A 13,026-nucleotide genomic window follows, 5' to 3' on the forward strand; every position below is an offset into this window, starting at 1 on the left:
TCCCCCATGTTTCCTAATCCCCAATCCCCAAAACATGACTAACTATCAATACCAAGTCGGGGGTAGTCTACCCGCAAATGCACCGACTTATGTGAGACGAAAAGCTGATGATGATCTATACACAGGCTTAAAGGCTGGGGATTTTTGTTATGTTCTCAATTCGCGCCAGATGGGGAAATCTAGCTTGCGGGTGCAGGTGATGAGGCGATTGCAGGAGGAGGGGCTTGCTTGTGCATCTGTGGATATTACTGCTATTGGGACGGCTGAGATTACGCCGGAACAATGGTATGCGGGGGTAATAGATACGTTGGTGGGAGATTTTAATTTATATACTGATTTTGATTTAGAAACTTGGTGGAATGAGAACGGGTTACTTTCACCTTTGCAGCGTTTGAGTAAGTTTATTGAAACTGTTTTATTAAAAAAGATTAGTGGCAGAATTGTAATTTTTATTGACGAAATCGATAGTGTTTTGAGTCTGGGTTTTAATCTGGATGATTTTTTTGCAGTGATTCGGGATTGTTATAACCGACGGGCGGATCATCCTGAATATTATCGCATCACTTTTGCCTTAATTGGCGTGTCTACTCCCTCAGATTTGATTCAAGATAAAGGACGCACGCCTTTTAATATTGGACGGGCGATTGATTTAACGGGTTTTGAGTTAGATGAGGCTGAACCTTTGGCGCAGGGTTTGGCGGTGGTGGGGAATCCTCGAGAAATTATGGCGGCGGTGTTGGCGTGGACGGGGGGACAACCGTTTTTAACCCAGAAGGTTTGTAATTTGTTGGTTGCCAATATTAATAATGTAAAGACACAAGACATTGCGTCTCCAGAGAATTTGGTTGCAGAGGTAGTCAGAAGGCGGATTATTGAAAATTGGGAAGGAGAAGACGAACCGGAGCATTTAAAGACGATTCGTGACAGAATCATGCGGAGTGGGGAGCAACGGACTGGGCGATTGTTGGGGTTGTGTCAGCAAATTGTCCAGCAGGGAGAGATTGCGGCTGATGACAGTGGAGAACAGACGGAATTGCGGCTGTCGGGGTTGGTGGTGCGGCGGGATGGCAAGTTGCGGATTTATAACCGCATCTATTTAGAGGTATTTCAGCAGGAGTGGTGTGAGAATATTCTGGCTAAGTTGCGTCCTTATTCTGTGGCGCTTGGTGCTTGGGTGGCTTCTGGTTACCAAGATGAATCGCGGTTGTTGACTGGGCAAACATTACAAGAGGCTTTGGCTTGGCGCATTGGGAAAAGTTTAACTGATGTAGATGACCGATTTTTAGATGCTAGTCAGGAATTACAAAAGCGCAATCTGCAAAAAAGCCTGGAAGCTGAGGAACAGGCAAAGCAGGTTTTAGCAGAGGCGAACCGCAAAGCTTATCAAAGGATTCGTGTTGGTTCTTTGGTTTTGGGTGTGGCTGTGGTGGGGGCGGTTGCAGCTTTATTATTTGCTCAATATCAATTAGGCGAGGCGCGAACAGCTAGGGCAGATTTGACACGAGCGACGAAGGAGACTGAAGCTACTAAGCGAGATAAATTGCAAGCAGACAAGAATTTGAAAATTGCTGAAGACAGACGCAAAGCAGCCGATGGCAAGGTAAAACAAGCAGAGAAAACTTTAGATAAAGCAAATAAGCAAGTAGCAGCAGCTAATTTACAGTACAAACAAGCACGGACACAGGCACAGCAAGCAATTTCTCAGCAGCAGGCGGCACAACAACAGACGCTAACTGCTCAACAGCAACGTGACAGCGCAGAAAAGCAGCGTCAAAATGCCGTTACGGGCTTGAAACTGGCTCAGACAGCACAACAGCAAGCTAAAAGGGAACTGCAACAAGCAGAAATAGCGCGGAAAGATGCCCTCATAGCTACGCAATCGGAACAAGAAGGAACAAATGCCTTGCGAGAATTTAGACGTTTTAGAGAAATTGAGGGATTGCTGTTAGCAGTGCAGAGTGGGGAAAAACTCAAAACTTTAGTCAAGGATAAAACATTTTTAGCGGATTATCCTGCCTATAGCCCTTTGTTTAGTTTACAGAGTATTTTGCTCGATATTCGGGAAATAAATCGTCTAGAAGGTCATAGCGAATGGGTCTATAGTGTGGTGTTCAGCCCCGACGGCAAAACCTTAGCTTCGGCCAGTTTTGACAAGACAATCAAACTGTGGAATCGGGACACAGGTAAACTCATCTCCATCCTAGAAGGTCATAGCGATTGGGTCTATAGTGTGGTGTTCAGCCCCGATGGCAAAACCTTAGCCTCCGCCAGTAATGACAAGACGATCAAACTGTGGAATCGGGACACAGGCGAAGTTATCTCCACCTTAGAAGGTCATGGCGAATGGGTCAGGAGTGTAGTGTTCAGCCCCGACAGCAAAACCTTAGCCTCCGCCAGTGCTGACCAGACGATCAAACTGTGGAATCGGCAGACTGGTAAACTGATTTCCACCCTAGAAGGTCATGGCGCATTGGTCACAAGTGTAGTGTTCAGCCCCGATGGCAAAACCTTGGCTTCCGCCAGTCTTGACAAGACCATCAAACTGTGGGATAGGGACACTGGTAAACTCATCTCTACCTTAGAAGGTCATAGCAATTCGGTGATTAGTGTGGTGTTCAGCCCCGATGGCAAAACCTTGGCTTCCGCCAGTGCTGACCAGACGATCAAACTGTGGCATCGGCAGACTGGTAAACTGATTTCCACCCTAGAAGGTCATGGCGAATTAGTCTGGAGTGTAGTGTTCAGCCCCGACGGCAAAACCTTAGCCTCCGCCAGTGCTGACCAGACGATCAAACTGTGGCATCGGCAGACTGGTAAACTGATTTCCACCCTAGAAGGTCATGGCGAATTGGTCACAAGTGTAGTGTTTAGCCCCGACGGCAAAACCTTAGCCTCCGCCAGTGCTGACAAGACGATCAAACTGTGGCATCGGCAGACTGGTAAACTGATTTCCACCATAGAAGGTCATGGCGAATTAGTCTGGAGTGTAGTGTTCAGCCCCGACGGCAAAAACTTAGCCTCCGCCAGTTGGGACAACACCATCAAACTGTGGCATCGGCAGACTGGTAAACTGATTTCCACCCTAGAAGGTCATGGCGAATTGGTCACAAGTGTAGTGTTCAGCCCCGACGGCAAAACCTTAGCCTCCGCCAGTGCTGACAAGACGATCAAACTGTGGAATCGGCAGACTGGTAAACTGATTTCTAACCTTCCTTCGGAACGCTACGCGAACGAAGGTCATGGCGATTGGGTCACGAGTGTGGTGTTCAGCCCCGACGGCAAAACCTTAGCTTCGGCCAGTTTTGACAAGACAATCAAACTGTGGAATCGGGACACAGGTAAACTCATCTCCATCCTAGAAGGTCATGGCGAATGGGTTAATAGTGTGGTGTTCAGCCCCGACGGCAAAACACTGGCCTCCGCCAGTAATGACAAGACAATCAAACTGTGGAATCGGCAGACTGGTAAACTGATTTCCACCCTAGAAGGTCATAGCGAATGGGTCTATAGTGTGGTGTTCAGCCCTGATGGCAAAACCTTAGCCTCCGCCAGTCGTGACAAGACAATCAAACTGTGGCACCGACAGACTGGTAAACTGATTTCTACCCTAGAAGGTCATAGCGAATGGGTTAATAGTGTGGTGTTCAGCCCCGATGGCAAAACCTTAGCTTCCGCCAGTCGTGACAAGACAATCAAACTGTGGCACCGACAGACTGGTAAACTGATTTCTACCCTAGAAGGTCATGACGAACCGATTTTTAGTGTGGTGTTCAGCCCCGACGGCAAAATATTGGCATCCGCCAGTCGTGACAAGACCATCAAACTGTGGAATTTGGATCTGGATGATTTACTGGCGCAGGGTTGCAGTTGGCTGGAGGGTTATTTGAGTAATCGTCCTAATGCGCCGAGGATTTGCGGGAGGTAGGGGGATGGAATTTTGGGTCAATATACGTTGGCGTAGCCCGCCGCAGGCATCGCACCTTACCCAACCCATGATAAATGTATTGTGACAGGCGATCGCTCAAACAATAAACACCATCGTTCTCGTTTCAACCCTGACGGTTCTCATTTAAAACTAAAACGTTCTCATTTAAACCCTGACGGTTCTCATTTAAAACTAAAACGTTCTCGTTTCAACCCTGACGGTTCTCATTTGAAACTAAAACGTTCTCGTTTCAACCTTGACGGTTCTCGTTTAAAACTAAAACGTTCTCGTTTAAACCCCGGCGATTCTCCTTCAAAGCTCAAACGTTCGGGTTTTATGGCGATCGCTTCTCACTCAAATCATCATAATTGTATGGTGACAGGCGATCGCTCTAATTGCTCGTGTTGGCTTCTAGGGGAATAATTTCTGTAACTACGCGATCTCCTGAATTACCGCCTCTAACTACTATATTTTCTGTGTCTAGATTACCAACGGCTGTGTCACCTTTAAAAGTTAGGGCTGGCTCAACTTGCTTATATACTACATTTCCCTGGGCTTCCACTAGTTTTCTGTCAAGATACCAAGTCAGTTTTTGCGAATTGAGGGTCTGGCGACGTTGACCAACAGCACTGACATTCCCAGTTAAATAAGCCGTTTTTTGCGGTATCCTCATTTCTCCTTGATTGGCGGTGACAGTTAAGTTTTCTACTTTTTGAAATATGCGGATGGGTGAATTGGTTGTGACTATCTCTGTGTTCATATTCCAATTCATCGAGTTACTAGTGATTTGTGCTGGCGGATCTAGTAAATCTATTTGGGCATTTTGATTAACTGTAGCAATCTTGGTTTTCAAGTTGACTTCTGCCGAATTACCCCGACCGCGATCGCTGATTTGATTGTTTTTGTAGCGGTCAATTTCAATGGGGCGATCGCCGATTAATTTCTGTTCTTGAATTTGCCAAATCAAATGTTCTGTCCTCATTTGCATTTGGGGATCAGCAGAGTTTGCCACCACTCCACCAGAAAATTCCATCCGTTGTTCGCGGGTTTTTACCCTAGCTTCCTGTGCTACTGCTTGCAGTTGTTTGTGAGTTCCATTAATTTTATTGCGAACAATCAATAAATCTTCCTGCGGTCGCCATTCCAACTCATTACCGCGTAAGACAATACCGTTTTTCGGGTCTGTTGCAACTATTTTTCCTTTGAGAAATAGTTGTTTTCCATCTTGTTCGATATCAGCTTTTTCGGCTGTGACTTGGTAAACTATTTGCCCATCTTGATAGAGTTCACCATAGGGGCTTTCGGCTTCACCTATTTGTTTTTCTTTGGTATATTGCGCCTGTTTCGCTTTAACTCTCCAAACAGGTCTACCTACTTCATCTGCTTGTTCTAAGGTGACATCAAAGAAGGTCAAATTACTATCTCGCTTCTCTGTATCAGTATTATTTGCTTGAGTATTTGTTGGAGGTGTACCCCCACAAGCTACTAAGCCAATGATTAATAAAACAGTTAAAGGTAGATGATGCCAATTTATTGTTTTGAATATCATGTCTACTTAAATATTTAATATCATTTATTGATGTTGGTCATTGGTAATTAATAACAAAGACAACTTTGAGAATACACAAAAGCGGGGGGAAGCTTTTTGGATTCCCCCCTGTTTGTTTAAAATTGCGTTTTTTCTGCTTGTTTTGTCAATAGGTGATTAATCCTGAATTTCTAAGCGTCCTTCACTATCTCTGGGATCATCCAAAAATCCCATACTGGATAAGGGTCGATAGGGATAGCTTTGGCGTGGGGTTTTTTGAATATCTTCTTTGATAGCCTCTAAATCAATATAGCGATCGCTGACATTAATTAAGCTATCACTAGTCATGGAGCGTAAACTCACGACTTCTACCCTAACGCCACGATAACTGACAGAATTGACTGCATAAGCTAGATCCCCGTCACCACTGACTAACACAGCTGTATCATAGGAATCTACTAAAGCCATCATATCTACGGCTATTTCTACATCTAAGTTAGCTTTTTTTGAGCCATCAGGTAACTGCACTAAATCTTTGGCTATGACACGGTAGCCATTACGCCGCATCCACAACAAAAACCCTTGCTGCTTTTCATTGGTTCTGTCTACACCAGTGTAGAAAAAAGCCCGCAACAATCGAGAACCACCAGTCAAACGACATAGCAATTTCGTGTAATCTATTTCAATTCCTAATTGCAAAGCAGCGTAGAATAGATTTGACCCATCAATAAAAATGGCAACCCGTCCTCGATTTTCTAAAACCTGTTCTGGCGTAAATATCGAATCATTTTCCAGGTTATTCAACATTGATGTCATACCTCAATTTTATCCTTGTTATTTTTGATACTAATTATCAATTTTGATTTGTAAGATCGGCTTATGATAATGTTTCGGGGCTAATATACAGTTCAGCCCCGGTGATTTTTCGACAAAAGAATTAAGAAATTCAACTGGATTGACTTTAAGCAAAAATTAAAAGCAATTAAACGTTTTTTGGTTGTTCTATGCGCTTAAAAATGGGTTGGGGTTGACGCAACTGTTGTTTATTAGATAACAACCCCCATTGTGAATGAGTCGCAAAAGGAGGGATATCTGTTTGTTCGTTAAAGTTAATTCCAAAACCCAGTTGCTGATAAATATTGCTACTGATATTTGGAATTACCGGGGAAAGCAAATAAGCGGCCAGTCTAACAGATTCTAAAACAGTGTACAGTACCGTTTCTACTTCCTGTTGTCGTCCTTGTTTATATAATGTCCAAGGGGCTTGTTCATCAATAAACTTATTGCTGGCTTGTACCAATGACAACACAGCCTCACAAGCTTGATTAAAAGCTAACACTTCATAAGCTTGTTTGACTTTTTCCCCTAAATTTACACCCAGTGCTTTCAAAGTATTTTCCGCAGGAATATCTTCATTGGTAATGGATAGCGCATAGTCAGCGCAGTATTTTTTCACCATGTTCAAGGTGCGATTGAGCAAATTACCTAAATCATTCGCTAAATCTGCATTCAGCACATTGATGAATCTAACTTCATTAAAGTCGCCATCTTTGCCAAATTCGATTTCCTTAAGGAAGTAATAACGAACTGCATCATTACCATACTGCTCGACTAGACCTATAGGATCTACTGTATTCCCTAAGCTTTTGCCCATTTTTTGACCATCTTTGGTCAAAAATCCATGTCCAAAAACTCTGTCTGGTAAAGGTAAGCCAGCAGACAAAAGCATTGCAGGCCAATAAACAGCATGGAACCGCAGGATATCTTTACCAATTAGATGTAGGTTTATCGGCCACCATTTTGCTAAGGCATTTTCCAAGGTTGGTTCGTCTTGGGGATCTAATAATGCTGTGACGTAAGCCAGCAGTGCATCGAACCAAACATATAAGGTATGCTTAGGGTCTGTGGGTACAGGAAAGCCCCAATCTAGATTTACCCGCGAAATCGAAAAATCTTGCAACCCTTGCTTGACAAAGTTCAGAACTTCATTGCGTCGACTTTCTGGCTGGATAAAATCAGGATGAGACTGATAAAATTCTTCTAATTGAGTTTGATATTTCGAGAGACGAAAAAAGTAATTTTGTTCATCTCGCCACTCAACTTCTTTATTAGTATGAATAGGGCAACGATTGCCTTCTAGCAGTTCCCTTTCTTCTTTAAACTCTTCACAGGATACACAATACCAGCCTTTTTGCTGCCCTTGGTAGATGTCACCAGCTTCCCACACTCGCCCAAAAAATTCGTTTACAATTGCTTTGTGACGATCAGCCGTAGTTCGACTAAAGCGATCGTATTGAATATTCAACAATTCCCACAAACTAACAAAGCTGGGGACAATTTCATCACAAAACTCTTGTGGTGCTTTGCCTAAACTCTCAGCTGAACGCTGAATTTTTTGTCCGTGTTCATCGGTACCTGTTATTAACAGCACATCACGCCCTAATAGCTTCTGAAACCGCGCTACTGCGTCTGCTGCCATTGTTGTGTAAGCACTACCAATGTGCGGAACATCATTTACATAATACAGAGGCGTTGTCAGTGCAAATGTTTTTTCTGCTTTATTCACTAGATTCATGCAAAATAAAAAATTAGCTTATAAAAACGTTTTATATCTTAACTTCTATCAAGAAAATCACGCAATCATATAATAATAACCCTTTTTTCTCAAATCACGCTTTAATATTAGCAAATTTCCTACCTCAAAAATTATTTTGTCCTATCTATCAATCCAGCTAATCTCTCAGCAAAAGACTGAAACTAACTACTAATAATCTGAGTGAATACTTTCATTCTATTTATAGTGATATAGAATACAAAATCCCAGATATCTACAATTTGTTGGCTTTTGTGAATAAGACATTTCTACCTTAAGACAGCCATCGGATGGGTAAAGAAATGTAAAAATTAAATCAAGATAAACTGCGATATTTTCCAAAAAAAACATATTGATCAGGTATGAGTGTAAACAACCCCCTAGACATTTCTCAGACATTCTTAACAACACTTTCTACTAAAATGTTTCTCTATTACGAGAATCGCATTCCCCAAGATGCCAGTTTGTTAATAGTGAGCAATCATCGCAGTTTTATGGATGCAATGGTTTTAATGTCGGCTTTATCGAGTCCAGTCCGCTTTGCTTGCCATCACTATATGGGACAAGTGCCAATATTGCGGGAGATTGTCACAGGACAATTGGGTTGCTTTCCGTTAGAAGAAAATCAACACCGTCAGCAAAGTTTTTTTGTCCAGTCACAAAAGCTACTACAATCGAAACAGATGGTAGGAGTGTTTCCTGAAGGGGCTGATCCGATGGTGAAATATACTCCAGCAAATAAAGTAGGAGAATTTCGCCGGGGCTTTTCTCATCTGGCGTTACGATCACAAGTGAAGGATTTGGCAGTTTTACCAGTGGCGATCGCTTCCCTAGAAGAAAGCAATACTGCGGCTTTTCCCCTAAAATTGTTGACTTTGTTTGACCCTTCAGAACCCTTATTTAATCAGTCTGGTTGGCATCCTCTGGTCATCTATCATCGGGTTGCTGTATTAATCGGTCGTCCTTACTGGATTACATCCCAACATCACAACCAATATCACGGCAAACAAGCGAAAAATGTTGTGGCTGAACTGACCACACACTGTCATGATGAAATTGCTAAATTACTCCTACAAGGTTGTTATTAAGATTAAAAATCTTAGTGGAAAACAGGTGACAGAGAAAAGGTTATAAGCTTGAAAGTCTCTTGATATCTGTATTTGATAAATATTTGTTGTCATAGTCTCTCAGGCGACCCCTATGCCATCACTAATATGAGATAAATTTTCTTGAGATTTCTAGATTAACTTCTAGGATAATCATCAATAATTAAGAAAGCATGATTTAACATAACACGGCACTCATCAAAGTATCTTTAAAAAAGACTTATACAGCCCAAGTTATGATTTGAACTGAACTATCACGCTTCACCCTTGTATTGTCCATTGATACAAAGTATGGGGTTGTCATAGGGTAGAGTTTATCAAAACAGCAAATAGAATTTAAATTTGACAATGGCAGAAGTTGAACTAAAACCGTGTTTCCTGACTCCTAGACGAGTACAACCTGAGTATCCGTTGTTTGTCTATTTGCCAGGAATGGATGGAACTGGTCAATTATTGCGATCGCAAACTGCGGGTTTAGAAATTGGCTTTGATGTCCGTTGTTTGGCGATCCCCCGCCAAGACCTCACTAGCTGGGATGTCCTCACAAATAACGTCTTAGACTTAATCCATGCAGAATTAGAAAATAGTTCCCAGAGGCCAGTCTACTTGTGTGGTGAATCTTTTGGGGGTTGTTTGGCGATGAAAGTAGCGACTCAAGCACCCAAATTATTTAAACGCCTAATTCTGATTAACCCCGCTTCAGCCTTTAAGCTACGTCCTTGGTTAAGTGGGTTTTCTCAATTGACTTACTTGGTTCCAGAATGCTTCTATGATGTGGGCGCATTGGGGCTACTGCCATTTTTAGTATCTTTACCACGCATCTGTCGGAGTGTGCGCCACGAATTGTTAAAAACAATGCGTTCTGTACCCTCAGAAACAGTAAATTGGCGGTTATCTTTACTGCGAGAATTTGATGTCAGTGATGAGCAATTGCGCTCTCTCACTCAAACAACATTTTTAATTGCGGGTGGAAGCGATCGCTTGTTACCATCTGTCATTGAAGTTAAACGCATAGGGAATATCATCCCCAATACCAAGACATTAATTCTACCTAACAGTGGACACGCTTGCTTACTAGAGCAAGATGTTAATCTCTATGAAATTATGCAAATTAATAATTTTTTAGAGATTAAAAGTCCTCAAATTACCCATCTCAAAGTTCCACAACAAAAAATTTGATATTTGTAACTTTTCTCTCTATGTCTCTATGGTAAAAATATTGAACCACAGAGGCACAGAGAATTAATATAGAAAATTGCCCTGATTGGTAGATGTCAAACCCTTAACTTATTGGCTACAAAGAAAAGATAGAGGGTCTGATGAGGGTAATGATCACAAATGGCAGACAAATCACCAGCAAACATAGAAAAAACTACAAAACCATCTTTAATAGATACTTTTGCTAAAGTTGGACAAGCAACATTTAAACAAACACAACAATTATTTGAGCAAGGAACTCAGTTAACAGGTACAGTCATTAATCATCTGAGCGAAAATTGGCTGATCAGAAAAATATCAGGCTTTTTAAATCTTAATTGGCTAATTGGTGCGAGTGATAATGTAGATGTAGAAAAAGTAGCCGCATCAGTTAACAAACTCAAACAAAAATATCCCCAGGAATCACCCAGCCAAATTTCCCACCGCATCATGATGGATAAAGCTGCTAAATCTGGTGGAGTGGGTCTAGCTAGTAGCATTTTACCTGGAGTCGCCGCCGCTTTATTAGCGGTAGATTTAGCTGCAACATTGAAATTGCAGACAGAAATGCTTTATGAGATTGCGGCTGCTTATGGGCTAGATTTAAAAGACTCTGCACGGAAAGGGGAACTTTTGACAATTTTTGGTTTAGGCTTGGGTGGAGGTCGCCTCTTGAAGGCAGCAGGGTTAGCCTTACTGAGAAATATACCCTTTGCTGGTGCGGCGATCGCTGCCAGTTCCAATGCCACACTCAGTTATTCTTTAGGATATGCAGCTTGTCGATTTTATGAAGCTAAGTTAGACGCTGCAACTCCCATAAATTCCCCAGAGACACTGGCAAACTTAAAAGCCCAGAGTGAGAGATATTTAGAAACAGCGATCGCTCAAGAAGCCGTCATGGATCAAATCTTAGTTCACATGATCCTAGCCAGCCATCCAGAAAAGACTTGGGAACAAATCCTACCAGACTTGCAAACTGCCAACCTCAGCCCCACATCCTTAGCAGCCATCAAGCAAAATATCAAATCACCCCAACCATTAGAACAGTTGCTTAACCAATTAAATCGTGATTTTGCCGTTCCCTTACTCGCCCGTTGTCGCAAAATTGCCCAAATTGATCACCAGACTACACCATTAGAGCAAGAAATAATCACGGCGATCGCCAATAAATTTGATATTAGTCAATAATCAATAGTTATTTTCCTCTGGATCAATACAGAGCGATCGTAATCGCTGCTTTAATTGCTCTATTTGTCGTTCTGCCACAGGTTCACCATCAGAACTGGGATAGAACACTTCTGTCTGTTGGTTTGAGGATACTCTTAATTATATTGTCATATTATGGCTGATTAATCCGGTATCAGTCGTTCCAATCCACGGGCAATCCAGGGTAAAAATCCTAGCACTAACAATACTCCTAGCAAATTGAATATCAACTGTGCATTAGCAATCTGTCGTGCCACATTATCCCCTGCCCCTGCTAAGGTAGAAACCCATAGAGATAATGCTGCCAATTGGCTGGCAAACAAAAGTCCCACAGTGACGGAAGCAAAATTAAATAAAAAGTGAAACAACCCCGTTCTGATGGCTGGAGGCTTACGCCCAATGGTAGCAACTAAGGTATCAGCACAAGTGCCAATTTCAGCACCTAGCATTAGGGCAATACCTGTGGGTAATGAAATCAAACCTTGGCTAGCCAAAGTAACGACAATGGCAACAGTCGCAGAGGACGATTGAATCAAAACTGTAAACAATCCTCCTACTAAAGCACCCTGTAAGGTGTTGTGTCCTAAATTCTCCATCCAATTAATAAACTGTGGGTAATCTCTAAATGGTGCTGTGGCATTTTCAATGTAACCAAGACCAAAAAAGAGTAAGCCAATACCAAGTACAATTAAGCCAATTTGTTTGAGACGTTCATTTTTCCCCAGCAAAGATAATAAAAAACCCATGAACAATGCTATGGGTGCATATTCGTCAATATTAAAAGCAACAACTTGCACTCCGAAGGCTGTACCAATATTAGAACCTAAAACTACACCCAGAGATTCTAAATAAGTTAATAAACCTGCACTGACCATCGCAATGACAATGATGATTGTTACCGATGATGAATCTAAAATTGTTGTGACGATTGAACCAGTAATCACTCCTCCTAAGGGATTGGTAGTGAACTTGCGAAGGATATTTCGGACGCGATCGCCGGCTAGTGTTTCCATCCCTTCCGCCATTTTGGCTACACCATACAAAAACAGCACCAAACCAGCCATTACACCCATAACAATATGAAAAATATTTAATTCTTCCTGTGCTTTTAGCTGATTAACTACGCCTATAGTTTCGGTCTTCTGGAATTGTTGCTGATTTTCAATCTTTTTAACACTGATTGCTGTTACTTGCTGTCTGATGATTGAAGATTCTGTTCCAGCAGCATAGAAATCATTTTTTAAATTGAAGATACCAATAAATAGAAATAAAGACAAAATCAGTAAAAATATAAATTTGATAATAATTTTCTTGAAAAACATTTTTACCACCCAAAAATTGAATAATAAATATGGGAGTTGATTAGTAAAGAAAATCTAAAAAGCATTTCACTTAGATTGGATCAGGTTATAGTTTTTCCAAAAAATTCAAAACACCGGATGTAATCCGAAATACTTATTCAATAAAACTA

The 13,026-nt window shown here is 41.8% G+C and carries 9 protein-coding genes; 5 read left to right on the plus strand and 4 right to left on the minus strand.

The window, feature by feature from the left end; all coding sequences use genetic code 11:
• The first annotated feature begins 34 nt into the window (after positions 1-34).
• Complete coding sequence (locus H6G18_RS05960) at positions 35-3,925, plus strand: AAA-like domain-containing protein (RefSeq protein ID WP_190406172.1); 3,891 nt, start codon at positions 35-37, stop codon at positions 3,923-3,925.
• A gap of 81 nt (positions 3,926-4,006) precedes the next feature.
• The gene (locus H6G18_RS05965) at positions 4,007-4,348 is read left to right on the plus strand and encodes a hypothetical protein (protein WP_190406173.1); all 342 of its coding nucleotides are present in this window, start codon (positions 4,007-4,009) and stop codon (positions 4,346-4,348) included.
• Here the strand turns inward: H6G18_RS05965 and lptC are convergent.
• From lptC to metG, 3 genes are all read right to left on the minus strand, one after another.
• On the minus strand, positions 4,317-5,474 hold the full coding sequence (gene lptC / locus H6G18_RS05970; RefSeq protein ID WP_190406174.1) for an LPS export ABC transporter periplasmic protein LptC: 1,158 nt from the start codon (positions 5,472-5,474) through the stop codon (positions 4,317-4,319). The genes H6G18_RS05965 and lptC overlap by 32 nt on opposite strands.
• Positions 5,475-5,630: 156 nt before the next feature.
• Complete coding sequence (locus tag H6G18_RS05975) at positions 5,631-6,260, minus strand: LabA-like NYN domain-containing protein (protein WP_190406175.1); 630 nt, start codon at positions 6,258-6,260, stop codon at positions 5,631-5,633.
• 175 nt (positions 6,261-6,435) lie between these two features.
• On the minus strand, positions 6,436-8,028 hold the full coding sequence (metG, locus tag H6G18_RS05980; RefSeq protein WP_190406176.1) for a methionine--tRNA ligase: 1,593 nt from the start codon (positions 8,026-8,028) through the stop codon (positions 6,436-6,438).
• A 380-nt stretch (positions 8,029-8,408) separates the two neighbouring features.
• On the opposite strand from metG, the gene H6G18_RS05985 reads away from it, so the two are divergent.
• The 3 genes from H6G18_RS05985 (at position 8,409) to H6G18_RS05995 (ending at position 11,537) form a co-directional block, all read left to right on the plus strand.
• Positions 8,409-9,134, plus strand: coding sequence for a lysophospholipid acyltransferase family protein (locus H6G18_RS05985; protein ID WP_190406177.1), 726 nt, complete (start codon positions 8,409-8,411; stop codon positions 9,132-9,134).
• A 366-nt stretch (positions 9,135-9,500) separates the two neighbouring features.
• Positions 9,501-10,331 (plus strand): alpha/beta fold hydrolase, encoded by an 831-nt coding sequence (locus H6G18_RS05990; protein WP_190406178.1) that lies wholly within the window; start codon positions 9,501-9,503, stop codon positions 10,329-10,331.
• A gap of 159 nt (positions 10,332-10,490) precedes the next feature.
• The gene (locus tag H6G18_RS05995; RefSeq protein WP_190406179.1) at positions 10,491-11,537 is read left to right on the plus strand and encodes a hypothetical protein; all 1,047 of its coding nucleotides are present in this window, start codon (positions 10,491-10,493) and stop codon (positions 11,535-11,537) included.
• Positions 11,538-11,698: 161 nt separating this feature from the next.
• Here H6G18_RS05995 and H6G18_RS06000 read toward each other — a convergent pair whose 3' ends face one another.
• Complete coding sequence (locus tag H6G18_RS06000) at positions 11,699-12,877, minus strand: Na/Pi cotransporter family protein (protein ID WP_190406180.1); 1,179 nt, start codon at positions 12,875-12,877, stop codon at positions 11,699-11,701.
• Positions 12,878-13,026: the final 149 nt, after the last annotated feature.

It is taken from the genome of Anabaena subtropica FACHB-260 (assembly GCF_014697105.1).
GTDB classification, from domain to species: Bacteria; Cyanobacteriota; Cyanobacteriia; order Cyanobacteriales; family Nostocaceae; genus Trichormus; species Trichormus subtropicus.